General features: G+C 62.2%; 17 protein-coding genes and 2 tRNA genes. 9 read left to right on the forward strand and 10 right to left on the reverse strand.

The genetic code is table 11. From position 1 onward, the window contains the following. The first annotated feature begins 42 nt into the window (after nucleotides 1-42). The 3 genes from M1D78_RS04880 to M1D78_RS04890 all read left to right on the forward strand — a co-directional run bounded on the left by M1D78_RS04880 (nucleotide 43) and on the right by M1D78_RS04890 (nucleotide 2,707). Entirely contained in the window at nucleotides 43-945 is a 903-nt protein-coding gene (locus tag M1D78_RS04880; protein WP_437420316.1) for a LysR substrate-binding domain-containing protein, read from the forward strand. A gap of 78 nt (nucleotides 946-1,023) precedes the next feature. After that, nucleotides 1,024-1,218, forward strand: a complete 195-nt coding sequence (locus M1D78_RS04885; RefSeq protein ID WP_437420315.1) for a hypothetical protein — start codon at nucleotides 1,024-1,026, stop codon at nucleotides 1,216-1,218. A gap of 373 nt (nucleotides 1,219-1,591) precedes the next feature. Continuing rightward, nucleotides 1,592-2,707, forward strand: a complete 1,116-nt coding sequence (locus tag M1D78_RS04890; protein WP_437420314.1) for a metallophosphoesterase — start codon at nucleotides 1,592-1,594, stop codon at nucleotides 2,705-2,707. 7 nt (nucleotides 2,708-2,714) lie between these two features. On the opposite strand, the gene M1D78_RS04895 is transcribed toward M1D78_RS04890, so the two are convergent. The 10 genes from M1D78_RS04895 to M1D78_RS04940 all read right to left on the reverse strand — a co-directional run bounded on the left by M1D78_RS04895 (nucleotide 2,715) and on the right by M1D78_RS04940 (nucleotide 10,647). Next, complete coding sequence (locus M1D78_RS04895; RefSeq protein WP_437420313.1) at nucleotides 2,715-3,413, reverse strand: DNA-3-methyladenine glycosylase; 699 nt, start codon at nucleotides 3,411-3,413, stop codon at nucleotides 2,715-2,717. Nucleotides 3,414-3,622: 209 nt separating this feature from the next. Next, nucleotides 3,623-4,723 carry a redox-regulated ATPase YchF gene (ychF, locus tag M1D78_RS04900; protein ID WP_437420312.1) on the reverse strand — a complete coding sequence of 367 codons (1,101 nt, stop codon included), beginning with the start codon at nucleotides 4,721-4,723 and terminating at the stop codon, nucleotides 3,623-3,625. 128 nt (nucleotides 4,724-4,851) lie between these two features. Continuing rightward, nucleotides 4,852-5,436 carry an aminoacyl-tRNA hydrolase gene (gene pth / locus M1D78_RS04905; RefSeq protein ID WP_437420311.1) on the reverse strand — a complete coding sequence of 195 codons (585 nt, stop codon included), beginning with the start codon at nucleotides 5,434-5,436 and terminating at the stop codon, nucleotides 4,852-4,854. Between the two features lie 34 nt (nucleotides 5,437-5,470). Further along, on the reverse strand, nucleotides 5,471-6,088 hold the full coding sequence (locus M1D78_RS04910) for a 50S ribosomal protein L25/general stress protein Ctc (RefSeq protein WP_437420310.1): 618 nt from the start codon (nucleotides 6,086-6,088) through the stop codon (nucleotides 5,471-5,473). Between the two features lie 123 nt (nucleotides 6,089-6,211). Further along, nucleotides 6,212-7,153 carry a ribose-phosphate pyrophosphokinase gene (locus tag M1D78_RS04915; RefSeq protein WP_021208703.1) on the reverse strand — a complete coding sequence of 314 codons (942 nt, stop codon included), beginning with the start codon at nucleotides 7,151-7,153 and terminating at the stop codon, nucleotides 6,212-6,214. Nucleotides 7,154-7,236: 83 nt separating this feature from the next. After that, nucleotides 7,237-7,311: transfer RNA gene (locus tag M1D78_RS04920), tRNA-Gln, on the reverse strand. 30 nt (nucleotides 7,312-7,341) lie between these two features. After that, a tRNA-Gln gene (locus M1D78_RS04925) sits at nucleotides 7,342-7,416 on the reverse strand. An 18-nt stretch (nucleotides 7,417-7,434) separates the two neighbouring features. Further along, nucleotides 7,435-8,295 carry a 4-(cytidine 5'-diphospho)-2-C-methyl-D-erythritol kinase gene (ispE, locus tag M1D78_RS04930; protein WP_437420309.1) on the reverse strand — a complete coding sequence of 287 codons (861 nt, stop codon included), beginning with the start codon at nucleotides 8,293-8,295 and terminating at the stop codon, nucleotides 7,435-7,437. After that, nucleotides 8,295-8,915: a lipoprotein insertase outer membrane protein LolB gene (lolB, locus tag M1D78_RS04935; RefSeq protein WP_437420308.1), complete on the reverse strand. Its 621-nt coding sequence runs from the start codon at nucleotides 8,913-8,915 to the stop codon at nucleotides 8,295-8,297. Before lolB ends, ispE begins: the two co-directional genes overlap by 1 nt. 4 nt (nucleotides 8,916-8,919) lie before the next feature. Continuing rightward, complete coding sequence (locus M1D78_RS04940; protein ID WP_437420307.1) at nucleotides 8,920-10,647, reverse strand: tetratricopeptide repeat protein; 1,728 nt, start codon at nucleotides 10,645-10,647, stop codon at nucleotides 8,920-8,922. Between the two features lie 184 nt (nucleotides 10,648-10,831). Here M1D78_RS04940 and hemA point away from each other — a divergent pair, with 184 nt between their 5' ends. The 6 genes from hemA to M1D78_RS04970 all read left to right on the forward strand — a co-directional run bounded on the left by hemA (nucleotide 10,832) and on the right by M1D78_RS04970 (nucleotide 16,221). Beyond that, nucleotides 10,832-12,100 carry a glutamyl-tRNA reductase gene (gene hemA / locus M1D78_RS04945; protein ID WP_437420306.1) on the forward strand — a complete coding sequence of 423 codons (1,269 nt, stop codon included), beginning with the start codon at nucleotides 10,832-10,834 and terminating at the stop codon, nucleotides 12,098-12,100. After that, nucleotides 12,097-13,179: a peptide chain release factor 1 gene (gene prfA / locus M1D78_RS04950; protein WP_437420305.1), complete on the forward strand. Its 1,083-nt coding sequence runs from the start codon at nucleotides 12,097-12,099 to the stop codon at nucleotides 13,177-13,179. Before hemA ends, prfA begins: the two co-directional genes overlap by 4 nt. A 49-nt stretch (nucleotides 13,180-13,228) precedes the next feature. After that, nucleotides 13,229-14,089, forward strand: a complete 861-nt coding sequence (gene prmC, locus M1D78_RS04955) for a peptide chain release factor N(5)-glutamine methyltransferase (RefSeq protein WP_437420304.1) — start codon at nucleotides 13,229-13,231, stop codon at nucleotides 14,087-14,089. After that, entirely contained in the window at nucleotides 14,079-14,834 is a 756-nt protein-coding gene (locus M1D78_RS04960) for a molybdopterin-synthase adenylyltransferase MoeB (protein WP_437420303.1), read from the forward strand. The genes prmC and M1D78_RS04960 overlap by 11 nt, the downstream gene beginning before the upstream one ends. Next, complete coding sequence (gene murI / locus M1D78_RS04965) at nucleotides 14,827-15,618, forward strand: glutamate racemase (RefSeq protein WP_437420302.1); 792 nt, start codon at nucleotides 14,827-14,829, stop codon at nucleotides 15,616-15,618. Before M1D78_RS04960 ends, murI begins: the two co-directional genes overlap by 8 nt. Before the next feature lie 84 nt (nucleotides 15,619-15,702). Then, entirely contained in the window at nucleotides 15,703-16,221 is a 519-nt protein-coding gene (locus M1D78_RS04970) for an acyloxyacyl hydrolase (protein ID WP_437420301.1), read from the forward strand. Nucleotides 16,222-16,251 lie beyond the last annotated feature (30 nt).

Genomic DNA, 16,251 nt, shown 5'->3' on the forward strand with positions numbered 1-16,251 from the left:
AAACCGGGTCTCAGGCCAAACATAATTGACTGTGAGTCACAGATGAAAACCACGCTCGACGAATTGCAGGCGTTCACGGCTGTCATCGATACCGGCTCCATCTCTAGCGCGGCGATGCAGCTGGGGCAGACCGCCTCGGGCGTCAGCCGGGCCCTGAGCCGGCTGGAAACCAAGCTCGCCACCACGCTGTTGCGCCGCACGACTCGGCGCCTGGAGCTGACGGAGGAGGGCGCGGCCTTTCTTGTTCAGGCCAGGCGGATTCTCGAAGCGGTGGAAGAGGCCGAAGAGCAGATGTCGCGCCGCTTGCAACGCCCGGCCGGGAGGTTGCGGGTGAATGCTTCCGCACCTTTCATGCTGCATGTACTGGTGCCGCTTATTGGCGGCTTCCGCGAGCGCTACCCGGACATCGAGCTAGAGCTGCACAGCAGCGACCAGATCATCGATCTGCTCGAGCACCGTACCGACCTGGCGCTGCGCCACGGGCCGCTGCGCGATTCCACCCTGCATGCACGGCCGCTGGGGCGCAGCCGGATTCGGGCCGTGGCCAGCCCTGACTATCTGGCGCAGCGCGGCATGCCGCAGCAGGTCGAGGACCTGGCGAAGCACAGCCTGATCGGCTTCACCCAGCCGGAGAGCCTCAATCATTGGCCGCTGCGTCATCCGCTCGGCGAGACCTGGCCCATCGTGCCGAGCCTGTGGGCATCAAGCGGCGAGACCGTGCGGCACCTGGCGCTGGCCGGGCAGGGTATCGCCTGCCTGTCGGACCTCATGACCGCTCGCGATCGCGCCGAGGGAGCGCTGGTCGAGGTGTTGGCCGAGGCGAATACCGAGGTGCTGCAGCCGATCCATGCGGTCTACTACCGCAACACCGCGCTGGCCGCGCGCATCACCTGTTTCCTCGACTACCTGAGCGAGTGTTTGGCTGAGCAGCTGTGGACGCGGTAGTGCGCAGGAGACGACCGGGCCGAACGATGGGGGGCTAGGCCTGCCTAATCCAACAGGCAAACCTGTGAGAATATCCCCATGCTCAGCGTGACCCTACCAAGCGATCCGCCGCTCCATCCCTGGCTGGCAGATGAATCCCCGCTGAACGACCTGGATGACGCCGAAAGCGATACCGAGCTGGACGACGGCGATACGCTGCCGGACGAGGTGCTGGAACAGCTAGAGAAGGAGCCACCGCCGCCAGACCCGATGCCTGATCCAGGCGTGATGTAAAGGATCGGTTGGTTGTAGCTTCCGGACCCTGCGGTACTAGCGACTTGCGGCTTTGATTGGCGGGCTCCGTTACATGCAGCGAACTTCAGCTTGCACGCGCGAGGGCGTTGCTGAGCCGTGCTCATCGGAGTCTTGTGGCTGATCCCATGGATAGGATCTCGAATCTCGGCCGCAGCCTTTTTCCTTGGCTTTGTGGCTCAACAAGTTTCTGGGCTCATGCGCGGCCAAGGGGCTTGCCGATAGTGGATGCACTTTGGCTTCCGCAGCGAGACGGCTCCTTGCCCGTCGCCCATTCAAAATTCTTATATATCGATACGCAGCCAGTCGGCTGGGTGCGTAACAATGTGCTCCCTTCGCTCAAGAGACGTAACGCATGATCAGGCGGTTATTGGTTGTTGTGTTGCTGATTGGCTTGCATGTGTTCGTCGGTATCACGTTGATTCCAGATCTTTCCCTGGGCCGCTTCGGCAGCGTTCTGGCGTGGGGCTATCTTGCGCTCTCGGCTGTGCTGATGCGCTACGGGGTGCTGGTGCGCGGTGCAGGCAATGCGCTGTTGGCGTGGACCGGGTTGTTGGCGATGGGCATCTTTTCCAGTCTCGCGATTTTCGCCTTGCTGCGAGCCTTTGTATTGGTGGTGGGCTCGCTGCTGGGCTGGGAGTCGGCTGCTGTTGCTCAGGGCTCGGCGCTGGCAGTCATCGTTGCGGTGGCAGCGGTCACCCTGTGCGGTGTGCTCAATGCGCGGCGCACGGCTCGGGTCGTCGAGCGCGACATCGTCCTGCGGAATCTTCCACCCGCGTTGGAGGGGTTCAGCATTGTGCAACTCAGCGACATCCATGTAGGGCCTACGATCAAGCAGGGCTATATCGATGCGATCGTCAAACGGGTCAATGGGCTTTCGCCGGACCTCATCGTCATCACCGGTGATCTGGTGGATGGGAGTGTGGCCGACTTGGCCGATGACATTGCGCCGCTGGCTCAGCTGAGCGCCCATCACGGCACCTTTGTAGTGACCGGTAACCACGAGTACTACTCCGGTGCCGACAGCTGGATTGCCGAGTTCGAGCGCCTGGGCATGGCGGTGCTGCTCAATCGTCATGTTCAGCTCGAGCATGGCTGTGCTCGCTTGGTCCTGGCGGGCATCGCTGACTATTCAGCTGAGCTGTTCCGGCCTAGCCATCGAAGCGATCCGGTCGCAGCATTCGCCGGTGCGCCCGATGACGTGCCGCGCATCTTGCTGGCGCATCAGCCGCGCTCGGCGAAGGCGGCGGTCGAGGCCGGCTGCGATCTTCAGTTGTCCGGTCACACCCATGGAGGTCAGTTCTGGCCATGGATGCACTTCGTGCGATGGCAGCAGCCGTGGGTGGCGGGGCTGCAGCGTCTCGGAGCGATGCAGATCTACATCAGCCGTGGCACCGGTTATTGGGGGCCGCCATTGCGCTTCGGCGCGCCGTCGGAAATTACTCGGATTCGCCTGGTCGGCGCCGGCTGATCGAGAGCTAGCTCGCCAGCAGTTCGCGGCGCAGCACGACGTAGTCCTGGCCCTCCTGCTGCCCGCGGCGCAGGGGGTTGCGGGTGCAATGGGCGGCAAAGCCCGCATCGACGAAACGGTACGGCAGGTGTTCGTCGCGACCGGTCGGGATGCCGAGGCGAGTGGTCTGGACGATGTCTGGGCGTGCGCCGATATCGTCCACGCGCAGCCGGGCGGGGTCCATGCGCTGTGCGTTCCACTCTGTCACGGTCAGGCCCAGCGCCTTGCACAACAGCGTCTGGCCAGAACAGAGGCGGGTGAGGGGCCGCAGACCACCTGCGGCAGCTGGGCTATTGGTTCGCATCCGCTCGATGGATTCCTCGCACGAGAGTGAGTCGACCCAGGGATAGCCCGCCTTGATGCAGACGGCGTTGCCATCGCCGCGGACGCTGAAATTCAGCGAGTCTCCGCCACGGGAGTAGTAGAGATAGAGATGGCCGGCCGGCATGAACATCGCGCGTCGCGAAGGGCTGTTGCCCAGTGAGGAGTGGCTGGCTTTTTCATCGACATAATAGGCTTCCGTCTCGATGATTCGGGCCGACAGCCATAGCCCGTCGACGCAGTGACGAATCACCGTCCCGAGGAGATCCTGTGCGACAACTTGGGCGTCGCGGTCGAAAAAACTGTCATCGAGGTGGTGCAACGGCGGTTCGGCAAGGCTGTTCATCGGAACTCCGGCTTCGGCAAGTCTGCCTGTTCCGACCGCATAAACGGCGCGAATATTCCGCAACAGCGACCAGGATTACCTGCCGGTCGTCGATAAGTACCCCGGGGAGTCGTCGATCGTTCGAGGTTAGACCGTTCGGTCGTTACTAACGGCCGGAAACGAAAAGCCCCGCTTGCTACTGCTCGCGGGGCTTTCTGGGGCGCATCTTATTAAACGTTGAAGCGGAAGTGCATTACGTCGCCATCCTTGACGATGTACTCCTTGCCTTCCAGTCGCCACTTGCCAGCTTCCTTGGCCCCGGCTTCGCCCTTGTACTGGATGAAGTCGTTGTAGGCGACCACTTCGGCTCGAATGAAGCCTTTCTCGAAATCGGTGTGGATGACGCCGGCGGCCTGCGGTGCGGTAGCGCCGACCTTCACGGTCCAGGCGCGTACTTCCTTCACCCCAGCGGTGAAATAGGTTTGCAGGTTGAGCAGTTCGTAGCCGGCGCGGATGACGCGGTTAAGGCCGGGCTCCTCGAGACCGAGCGACTCGAGGAACATGTCTTTTTCCTCGCCGTCATCGAGTTCGGCAATTTCGGCTTCGATCTTGTTGCACACCGGCACCACGACTGCGCCTTCCTCGGCTGCAATGGCGTTGACCACGTCGAGGTGCGGGTTGTTCTCGAAGCCATCCTCCGCCACGTTGGCGATGTACATCACCGGCTTGCTGGTCAGCAGGTGGAAGCCCTTCGCCATGCGAGCCTCTTCCTCGCCGAGCTTTTTCAGCAGAGTGCGTGCCGGCTTGCCTTCGGTAAAGTGGGGGATCAGTTTTTCCAACAGCGCCTTCTGCGCCACCGCTTCCTTGTCGCCGCCCTTTGCGTTGCGCGCCACACGCTGCAATTGCTTCTCGCAGCTATCCAGATCGGCAAAGATCAACTCCAGCTCGATGATTTCGATGTCGCGCTTGGGGTCGACCGAATTGGAAACGTGAATGACGTTCTCGTCTTCGAAGCAGCGCACCACGTGCGCAATGGCATCGGTCTCGCGGATGTTGGCGAGAAACTTGTTGCCCAGGCCTTCGCCTTTGGAGGCACCCTCGACGAGGCCGGCGATGTCCACGAACTCCATGGTGGTCGGCAGGACGCGCTCGGGATTGACGATATCAGCCAACGCCTGCAGGCGCGCATCGGGCATCGGTACGATGCCGCTGTTCGGCTCGATGGTGCAGAAGGGGAAGTTTTCCGCAGCGATACCGGACTTGGTCAACGCGTTGAACAGGGTAGATTTGCCGACGTTGGGCAGGCCGACGATGCCGCAATTAAATCCCATGGTGTCTTGCCTCGGTACTGGCTGGCAGCGAATGCGCTACCGGCGTTGCCAAACTGCGTTAAACGGCTTCGTAACGTGCAGTTAATGCCAAGCCGTTGCCTTGTTTTGCGTTCCTGCGTCGAGCTCGATCAGGCCTTCTGGCTATGCAGACGCTGCATCGCGCGCGTCCAGTCACCAACAAGAATTTCGGGAAGCACGTCGAATGCGAAATCGATGCTGGCGTCCAGTTTCTCGCGTTCGGCCTGGGGCGCACGCCCCAGCACATAGCCGGTTACCAGGCTGCTGTGCCCCGGATGCCCAATGCCCAGACGCAGACGGTAGAAATTATTCTGGTTGCCGAGCTTGGCGATGATGTCGCGTAGCCCGTTATGGCCGCCGTGGCCGCCGCCCTGTTTGAGCTTGGCGATGCCAGGAGGCATGTCGAGTTCATCATGGGCGACCAGGATGGACTCAGGGGGAATTCGGAAAAAGCCGGCAAGTGCCGCCACCGCCTGACCGCTGCGGTTCATAAAAGTGGTGGGGATCAATAGCCGGACGTCTTCGCCCTGATGGCGGAACTTGCCGACCAGACCAAAGTACTTGCGATCCACGCTGAGGTTGACGCCCTCGCGGGCTGCCAGACGCTCAACGAAAAGGGCCCCTGCGTTATGCCGGGTCTGGTCGTATTCTGGGCCTGGGTTACCCAGGCCGACGATCAGTTTTACGGCAGTCACGACAGAGGCCCTTCCTCAGGTCTTGGCGAGTGGATTACTCGTCAGCGCCTTCTTCTTTCGGAGTGTCTTCCTTGTTCACGCGCGGGGCATGAACGTTGGCGACCGGCAGGTCACTGCCGTGGGCCAGGGAAACCAGCTCGACGCCCTTCGGCAGGGTCAGGTCGGTCATGTGCAGAACCTGGCCGACTTCAACTTTGGCCATGTCGACTTCGATGAACTCCGGCAGATCCTGCGGCAGGCAGGACACTTCAACTTCGTTGATGTTGTGCAGGATTTCGCCACCCTGCTGCTTCACGCCAACCGAGGTTTCCTGGTTGATGAAGTGCAGCGGGACGGTAGCGGTCAGCTTGTGACCTTCGACGACGCGGACGAAGTCAGCGTGCAGTACGAAGCTCTTGGCCGGATGACGCTGCAGCGCCTTGATCAGAACGGATTCGTTCTGGCCGTCGACGTTCAGGGTCAGCACGTGGCTGAAGGACGCTTCGGTTTCCAGCAGCTTGGCCAGATCTTTGGCCAGCAGGCTGATGGATTGCGGAGCTTTGTCGCCGCCGTAGATTACGGCCGGGACGAGGTTGGCGTTACGACGCAGGCGGCGGCTCGCACCTTTCCCCAGGTCGGAACGCACTTGGGCATTCAGGGTGAAGTCAGTCATTGTGTTTCTCCAAGATGACAACGCGCCCGAGGTGCTCGCGACCAGCACCGCCGGGCGGTTGGGCAAAAAGCCCCGCACGAGGCGGGGCACATTTTCGTTCGGCGCGAAAGCTGAGCTCGAGGCTTAGCGGAACATCGCGCTGATCGATTCGGCATTGCTGATGCGGCGGACCGCTTCAGCGACCATTGGCGCGATGTCCAATTGGCGAATACGGGTACAGGCTTGGGCCGCTGCGGACAGCGGGATGGTATTGGTCACCACCAACTCGTCGAGTACGGAGCCTTCGATATTCTCGATGGCGCGACCGGAGAGGATAGGGTGAGTGCAATACGCGAAGACCTTGGCTGCGCCATGATCTTTCAAAGCGGTAGCTGCGTGGCACAGGGTGCCCGCGGTATCGACCATGTCGTCCACGAGGATGCAGGTACGGCCTTCGATATCACCGATGATGTGCATCACTTCGGACTGGTTGGCCTTCGGGCGACGCTTGTCGATGATGGCCAAATCAACACCCAGCGACTTGGCAACGGCGCGAGCACGTACCACGCCACCAATGTCGGGGGAGACGATCATCAGGTTTTCAAACCGCTGGGCCTGGATGTCATCGACCAGTACGGGCGAGCCGTAGATGTTGTCCACGGGCATGTCGAAGAAACCCTGGATCTGGTCGGCGTGCAGGTCGACGGTCAGAACGCGGTTGACGCCTACGACGTCGAGCATGTCCGCGACAACCTTGGCGCTGATCGGCACGCGTGCAGAACGCGGGCGCCGATCCTGGCGGGCATAACCGAAGTACGGGATGACAGCCGTGATGCGTGTGGCGGAGGAGCGGCGGAAGGCGTCGGCCATCACTACCAGTTCCATCAGGTTGTCATTGGTGGGGGCGCAGGTCGGTTGAATCAGGAAAACGTCCTTGCCGCGAACGTTTTCGTTGATCTCGACACTGATCTCGCCGTCGGAGAATTTACCGACGTAAGCATCACCGAGCGGGATATGCAGCTGACGTACGACACGCCGGGCCAGGTCGGGGTTGGCGTTCCCCGTGAAGACCATCATCTTGGACACGCGCAGTACCTGCCTGAGGGTGGATCCGATGAAACAAAAAGCTGTTCAAAAGGCCAGGCTTCTTGAACAGCTTTCGTGAGATATGGCAGGGGCGGCTGGATTCGAACCAACGCATGGCAGGATCAAAACCTGCTGCCTTACCGCTTGGCGACGCCCCTATAGGTCTAGCTGAATGTCTGGAAAGGTTATGGCAGGGGCGGCTGGATTCGAACCAACGCATGGCAGGATCAAAACCTGCTGCCTTACCGCTTGGCGACGCCCCTGTAACGTATAACCTGATGCTAGACACTCACTTCCTGTGCCAGTTGCGCAAGCCTGCGGTGCAGCATCGAGATGTTGCGACCTTGGGCGACGAACGCTGGCAAGTCAGCTGGAAGTTGGCGGCAGACTTTATCAGCCTCACCCTGGTTTGGGAAGCTCCCAAACACACAAGCCCCAGTGCCGGTCATTCTTGCTGGAACAAATTTGTTCAACAAGCTCAAGGCGTTACGCACTTGGGGGTAACGCCTCTCTACAACCGGCTGGCAGTCGTTACGACCACCCCCTTCAAGAAGGCTGCGAACTGTAATGGCCGGGGTATTACGTGTCAACTCTGGGTCGGAAAATATTTCCGCTGTACTAACAGAGACTTGCGGCGCGATCACGAGGAACCAGGGCTCGCTGAGTTCGACTGGTTCGAGACGCTCTCCGACCCCCTCTGCAAACGCCGCGCGGCCTCTGACGAACACTGGTACGTCAGCACCGAGCGTAAGGCCAATCCGCGCCAGGCGCTCTTCGCCCAGATGGGTTTGCCAGAGGCGGTCGAGGCCGAGCAGGGTGGTCGCGGCGTCGGAACTGCCACCCCCGATACCGCCGCCCATGGGCAGTCGCTTGGTCAGCTCGATATCGGCCCCCAAGGTGCAGCCGCTTTCGGCCTGGAGCAGGCGCGCCGCGCGAACCACCAGATTGCTGTCGTGATCGACGCCCGGCAGCGGCGTGATCAGGCGGATGCAACCGTCCTCGCGCAAGGTAAAGCTGAGTTCGTCGCCGTGGTCGAGAAACTGGAATAGCGTCTGCAGCTCGTGATAGCCGTCGTCGCGCCGACCGAGAATGTGCAGCATCAGGTTGAGTTTGGCGGGCGCAGGCAGGACCAGCGGAGGCATCAGTGGCCCAGCTGGCGTGGCTGCCAGTCCTTGATCACCAGGGTGATCTGCAGGTCGCGACCCGCCAGCTTGATGCGTGTCGGCAGGGCATAGCCATCCTCATCGGCATAGCTCAGATACTGAACATCCCAGTCATCCTGCTGGAGGCTGGCGAGGCGACCGTCAGCATCAATTGCGATGCGGCTGCGGCTACCCGGCGCGGGCAGACCGCGCACCCACCAGAGCAGGTTCGACACCGGCAGGCGCCAACCTAATTGAGTTTCCACCAATGCTTCAGGTGAGTCGGCTTCGAAACGGCCCTGGCCGGCGACTTCGAGGGCGACGGCATCGGGCCGGCCGGTCAATCGGGTCGCGCCGCGTCCCAGCGGGCCCGAAAGCCGGATATCGAAGTAGTCCTGGCGTTGCAGCCAGAACAAGGTTCCGCTGCCCGAGTCCTGCGGCGCGCGAATACCGATCTTGCCGTTGATCTGCCAGCCGTCTATCTCGCTGGTGCGCGTTTTATGTGCGCTCCAGTCCTCGGGGTTGCCGGGGCCCTCGACCGTCTCCTGAGGAGCGAGCCCGGCACAGCCAGCAAGCAGCAAAGCAACGGCGTAGATCAGCAGGTTGCGCATTGGTCTCATAACGTCAGAGGGTCTCCGAGCCTGTCAGGCGTTTGATGGTGTCGCGCAGAATCTGGCTGTCAGGCTCCTGCTCGAGTGCTTCGGCCCACACCCGGCGGGCTTCGCGTTGTTTGCCAGCCGCCCAGAGCACTTCGCCGAGGTGGGCAGCGACTTCGTGGTCGGGAAAGCGCTCGAGGGCTTGGCGCAGCTGAGCTTCGGCCTCTTGAAGGTTGCCCAGTCGGTAGTTGACCCAGCCAAGGGAGTCGAGGATGGCGGCGTCATCTGGATTGAGCCGGTACGCCTGCTGAATAAGGGCGAGGGCTTCTTCGTGCCGGTCAGTGCGATCGGCCAGCGTATAGCCCAGCGCGTTGATCGCCATGGCGTTGTCCGGCTCGCGTTCAATGATGAAGCGCAGGTCCTTTTCCAGCTGCGCCAGATCGCCGCGTTTTTCCGCGATCATCGCACGCGTGTAAAGGAGAGTCAGATCTTCGGGGAATTGCTTGAGGGCCTGCTCGGCAAGTTGCCAGGCCTGTTCGGTTTGCTGCTGGTTGGACAGCGCCTCGATCTCGATCAGGTAGAGCTGGATGGCATAGTCGGGCTGCTCGTCCCGGGCTTGCGCGAGCAGGCGGGAGGCTTCGTCGTGGCGGCCGAGCGAGAAAAGCACTTCGCTCTGCATGAGCTGCGCTGGCAGATACTCGTTACCGGGCCCGACCTTGGCGAACGCCTCCAGCGCTTGCTCTGGCTCACCCAGTTCGCGGTAGGCACGGCCAAGGTTGAATTGGGCGGCGTCCAGGTGACTGCCTCGGGCGATCAATTCCTGCAGATAGACGATCGCCTCACGCCAGGCCTCGGCTTCCAGGCAGACAAGCGCCATGGAAAAGCGCAAGTCATCGTCGCCCGGATACTGCTGGACCAGGGTCGCAAATTCGCCCATGGCGTCCTCGAGTCGCTCCTGCTCGACCAGTAGACGGGCATACGTCAGGCGCAGACGCTTGTCTTCCGGATGCTGGCGTAAGCTCTTCTCGAGCAGCGGAAGCGCTTCCTCGCCCCGGTTCAGCACTTGCAGCAGGCGTGCCTGCAAAAGAATCGAGGGTATTTCCTGATTGCGCGCCGGCTGCGCCTCGAGCAGGTCGAGCGCCTCTTCGGGCCTGCCGTCCTGCTGCAGCAGCACCGCTTTTCCAAACTTCAACTGCGGATTGTCGGGATGCTTGACCAGCAGTTGGTCGAAGCTCTGAAGCAGGCCAGCACGCGTGTCAGGATCGGTCTGGGCGGCCGACAGGGCCAAGAAGTCGAAGTGCGTATCGCCCTGGCCTTGCAGGACGGTTTCCATGTAGGCGAGCGATTCCTCGTAACGACCGGCGCGCGCCAGTTGCACAGCGGCAGCGCGCTGAGCGTCCAGGTTTTCTGGAGCGTTGCGTGCCCAGATCAGCGCGGTATCAAGCGCTGCTTGATCGGCCCTCAGGTACTCGGCGATGCGAAAGCCCCGCTCGGCAACGCCAGCGTCCTCGGTGGCGTTGGCCTGCTGGACGTAATTACCGAGGGCGATGTCGAACCGATTGCGCTGTCCGGCGAGTTCGGCAACCAGCAGCGCATAGAGCGTGTCGGCGCGGAACGAACCGTACTCGCTTGGCTCGCTGGCGACCGGCGCGGGCGTTGCGTCCTCAACTGGCGGGCCGGCATCGGGCGTGCTCTGCATGAAGCTTTGGCAGCCACCCAGGAACAGCGCGGCACTGAGGACGAGGAGTTTGTTCATATAAGGGAGGTTTGGCTTATCTGCGGTCGCGGCATGATGACACAAGCGGCCGGGCAAGCCCATGGGCCGCCGGGCCGGCCTCTTGGGTCGGCTTGGTCAGGTACAGACAATGACCTGCAACGGTTGTTCTAAGTCAGGCGAAGTAGGAGAATCGCGCGCTCCGTTTTTCGAATCAGCGACCTGCATGGCTTTCATCGCGCTTGGCATCAATCACAAGACCGCATCGGTGGATGTGCGCGAGCGTGTGGCGTTCACGCCCGAGCAGATGGTCGAGGCGCTGCAGCAGCTGTGCCGTGTCACGCCGACGCGCGAAGCGGCGATTCTGTCGACCTGCAATCGCAGTGAGCTGTATCTGGAACAGGATCAGGTCGAGGCTGAGACCGTGCTCGCCTGGTTGGCGCAGTACCACCGGTTGAACCTCGACGACCTCAAGGCCTGTGCCTACGTGCACGTCGATGACCAAGCCGTGCGCCATATGATGCGTGTCGCTTCTGGCCTGGATTCGATGGTGCTGGGCGAGCCGCAGATTCTCGGTCAGATGAAGTCCGCCTACGCTGTGGCGCGTGAGGCGGGTAGCGTCGGGCCGCTGCTGGGGCGGCTGTTCCAGGCGACGTTCAGCACCGCCAAGACCGTGCGTACCGACACCGCCATCGGTGAGAACCCCGTGTCGGTCGCCTTTGCCGCGGTCAGCCTGGCCAAGCAGATATTCGCCAGCCTCGATCGCAGCCAGGCGCTGCTGATCGGTGCCGGTGAGACCATCACGCTGGTCGCTCGGCATCTGCATGAGCAGGGCGTCAAGCGAATCGTTGTGGCCAACCGGACATTGGAGCGGGCCAGTGCCCTGGCCGAGCAGTTTGGCGCCCACGCGATCCTGCTCGCCGACATTCCCCAGGAGCTTTACAACAGCGACATCGTCATCAGCTCGACGGCCAGCCAGCTGCCAATCCTGGGCAAGGGAGCGGTCGAGCAGGCGCTGAAAAAGCGCAAGCACAAGCCGATGTTCATGGTCGACATCGCCGTGCCCCGCGACATAGAAGCGCAGGTTGGCGAGCTGGATGACGTCTATCTCTACACGGTCGACGACCTGCATGAGGTAGTCGCGGAAAATCTGAAGAGCCGCCAGGGAGCGGCGCAGGCCGCCGAAGAGCTGGTCGCCGCCGGTACCGAGGATTTCATGGGTCGCCTGCGCGAGCTGGCCGCCGTGGATGTGCTCAAGGCCTACCGCCAGCATGCCGAGCGCATTCGTGACGACGAGTTGGTCAAGGCTCAGCGGCTGCTGACGAATGGGGCGACGGCCGAGGAGGCCCTGGCGCAGTTGGCGCGAGGGCTTACGAACAAGTTGCTGCATGCCCCCAGCGTGCAGCTGAAAAAACTTTCTGCCGAAGGGCGCGTCGAGGCGCTGAGCATCGTTCAGGAACTCTTTGCCCTACAGAACAGCACGGAAAAATCATGAAAGCGTCGCTGCTGAACAAACTCGACATTCTGCAGGACCGTTTCGAAGAGCTGACGGCGCTGCTCGGGGACGCCGAGGTCATCAGCGACCAGACACGCTTCCGGGCCTATTCGCGTGAATACGCCGAGGTCGAGCCGGTGATCGCGACCTATCGCCGCTACCTGAAGCTTCAGTCCGACCTTGAAGGTGCCCAGGCACTGTTAAAGGACACGGACCCGGATGTCCGCGAAATGGCCGAGGAGGAGGTTGCCGAGGCTCACGGTCAGCTGGCCGAGGTGGAGGGGCAACTGCAGCGAATGCTGCTACCGAAGGACCCGAAGGACGGGCGCAATGTATTCCTCGAAATCCGCGCCGGCACTGGCGGCGATGAGGCGGCGATCTTCTCGGGTGACCTGTTCCGCATGTATTCACGCTACGCCGAGCGGCAGGGGTGGCGCGTCGAGATTCTTTCCGAGAACCCCGGCGAACATGGCGGTTATAAAGAAGTCATTTCGCGCGTCGAGGGCGATAACGTCTACGCAAAGCTCAAGTTCGAATCCGGTGCGCACCGCGTGCAGCGCGTGCCGGAAACCGAATCCCAGGGACGCATCCATACGTCTGCCTGCACGGTCGCGGTACTGCCCGAACCGGACGAGCAGGTCGCCATCGAGATCAACCCGGCTGACTTGCGCATTGACACCTACCGCGCGTCCGGCGCGGGTGGGCAGCACATCAACAAGACCGACTCGGCGGTACGCATCACCCACTTGCCGAGCGGCATCGTCGTCGAATGCCAGGAAGAACGTTCGCAGCACAAGAATCGTGCGCGAGCCATGGCTTGGTTAGCGGCAAAGTTGCAGGACGTGCAGGACAGCGCCGCGCACAAGGAAATTTCCGAGACTCGTAAGTTGCTGGTCGGCTCCGGCGATCGTTCCGAGCGCATCCGCACTTACAACTTCCCGCAGGGGCGGGTGACTGACCATCGCATCAATCTCACGCTCTATTCGCTGAATGAAGTGATTGGCGGCGCGGTCGAGCAAGTCATCGAGCCGCTGCTGCAGGAATACCAGGCCGACCAGCTCGCCGCGCTCGGCGACTGATGGCGCGCAACGTGCGTGCAGTAAGACGCCCATCTTTCGCTAGGTGACCATGGCCACGATCGAATCGCTGCTGCGTAGCGCCGAACTACCCGACTCGCCCACTGCGCGGTTGGACGCCGAATGGCTGCTCGCCGACGCGCTGGGCAAACCGTCCAGTTATTTGCGTACTTGGTCCGATCGTGAGGTAGGCGCGGTAGCCGAGGCGCGGTTCCAAGCGAGCCTGGCACGCCGGCGGGCGGGCGAGCCGGTGGCTTATATTCTCGGCCGCCAGGGCTTTTGGAGCCTCGAGCTGGAAGTCGCACCGCACACGCTCATCCCTCGGCCGGACACCGAATTGCTGGTCGAAACGGCATTGGGCCTGGCGCCCCGCACCCCCGTGCAGGCTTTGGACCTTGGGACCGGAACCGGCGCCATCGCGTTGGCATTGGCGACTGAGCGCCCCGCCTGGCAAGTGACCGGCGTCGACCGCGTCGCTGAGGCGGTGGCTCTGGCAGAGCGCAATGCCGCCCGCCTCGGGCTGACCAACCTGAACTTCGAGCACAGCGATTGGTTCGCCTCGCTAGCCTGCCGCCGCTATGGCCTGATCGTCAGCAACCCGCCTTACATTCCTGCGAGTGACCCGCATCTGGGAAGGGGTGATGTGCGTTTCGAGCCGACCAGTGCGCTGGTCGCTGGTGACGACGGGCTGGACGATATCCGCCGAATCATCGACGGCGCACCGGCGCACCTGGAAGCGGGTGGCTGGCTGCTGCTCGAACATGGCTACGACCAGGCCGCGACCGTGCGGGCTTTGCTCGTTGCGGCTGGTTTCGTCGACGCGGCCAGCCGGCGTGATCTCGGTGGGCACGAGCGGATCAGCCTTGGCCGCTTGGCTGGCGCCAACACAACGGGGAATCGCGATGCTGGATGATGAAGAGCTGCTGCGCTACAGCCGGCAGATCCTGCTCAAGCAATTCGATATCGAGGGTCAGCTTCGGCTCAAACGCAGTCGCGCCTTGATTGTCGGTATGGGCGGCCTTGGTTCGCCTGTCGCGCTGTACCTTGCCGCCGCCGGGGTGGGAGAGCTGCATCTGGCTGATTTCGACCGGGTTGATTTGTCCAATCTGCAACGTCAGGTTCTCCATGACGCGGCGTCGGTCGGCCAGCCCAAGGTCGATTCGGCGATGGCTCGCCTGGCGGCGATCAATCCGCACATCAAACTGGTCGCTCACCATGCCGGCCTGGATGCGGACTCATTGGGGGAGGCGGTCGCCCAGGTCGATCTTGTGCTCGACTGCACCGACAACTTCGCGGTCCGCGAGGCGATCAATGTCGCCTGCGTGGCAGCACGCAAGCCCTTGGTCAGTGGTGCGGCTATCCGCCTGGAAGGTCAGCTGTCGGTATTCGACTCTCGGCAGCCAGACAGCCCTTGTTACCACTGCCTGTACGGGCACGGTACCGAAGCCGAGCTGACCTGCAGCGAGGCGGGTGTGTTGGGGCCGGTGGTCGGGATGGTCGGCAGCCTGCAGGCGCTCGAGGCGTTGAAGTTGCTGGCGGGCTTTGGCGAGCCGATGGTGGAGCGCCTGTTGTTGATCGATGCGCTGGCCGGCCGGTTCCGGGAATTGAAGGTCAAGCGCGATCCGGCGTGTGCCGTTTGCGGAGGGCTGCATGACTGACGAGGCGCCCGTCGGTGTGTTCGATTCCGGTGTGGGCGGCTTGTCGGTCTTGCGCGAGATTCGGGTACGGCTGCCTCATGAATCCCTGCTTTACGTGGCTGATAGCGGGCATGTGCCTTACGGCGAAAAGAGCCCGGACTTCATCCGTGAGCGTTGCCGAGCCATCGCCGACTTTCTACTGGAGCGCGACGTCAAGGCCTTGGTGCTGGCGTGCAATACCGCTACGGCGGCAGGTATTTCGGATCTTCGTGAGCGCTACCCGGGGTTGACCGTGGTCGGCATGGAGCCTGCTGTAAAGCCTGCCGCGCAGGCCACCCGCAGCGGGGTCGTAGGGGTACTGGCCACCACCGGCACGCTCAAGAGCGCGAAGTTCGCGGCGCTGCTCGACCGCTTCGCCAGCGACATTCGCGTCGTTACCCAGCCCTGCCCGGGGTTGGTGGAGTGCATCGAGGCGGGTGAGTTGGATACGCCCGCCACCCGCGCCTTGCTCGCCGGGTTCGTCCAGCCCTTGCTGGAGGCGGGCTGTGACGCCTTGATCCTGGGTTGCACGCACTATCCTTTCATCAAGCCGCTTCTGCGCGCCATGGTGCCTCCGGGCGTCGCGCTGGTGGATACGGGCGAGGCCGTGGCGCGGCACCTCGAAACGTTGCTGCAAATGCGTAACCAACTGGCTAGTGGCAGCGCTTCGGTCCAGTTCTGGAGCAGTGGCGATCCCTCGCGAATGTCCCGGGTTCTTCCTATACTTTGGGGCGAAAACGGTACAGTTTCGAACTGTTCTGTTTAGGAACTCCCCGCTTCGTCCAGCCTCTGAACTCTGGAGGCACCGAACAAATAAAAGCGATGCCTAATTTCGATAAGGAAATTTCGTATGAAGAAGCTGATGTCCTTCGCGACCGTTGCGGCTGTTCTGCTGGGTCAGGCAGCGACCGCCAATGCGCTGGATCTAACCGCCGCCGTTGGGCGTACGGGCGAATCGACCATGACCTATCGCCTTGGGGCACAAATGGATTTCAACCGTAGTTGGTTCCAGAGCGGGGTGGGGCGCCTCACGGGCTATTGGGATGCGGGCTACACTTACTGGGAAGGCGATGAAACCTCGAGCAACCACAGCATCTCGCTCGCCCCGGTTTTCGTCTATGAGTTCAACGGTGGGTCGGTCAAGCCTTACCTGGAGGCGGGGATTGGCATCGCAGCGTTCGAAAATACCGAGGTGGAGGGCAATGAGCTGGGGTCTTCATTCCAGTTCGAAGACCGTTTCGGTGCAGGACTGCGTTTTGCTGGCGGCCACGAGGTAGGCCTGCGTGCGATCCACTATTCCAATGCCGGGATCAAGAAGCCCAACGACGGGATCGAGAGCTATTCGATTCATTACCGGGCTGCGTTCTGACCCCATTTCTTCACGGTGACCGGCGCCGTT

The organism is Pseudomonas sp. SA195 (assembly GCF_054131565.1).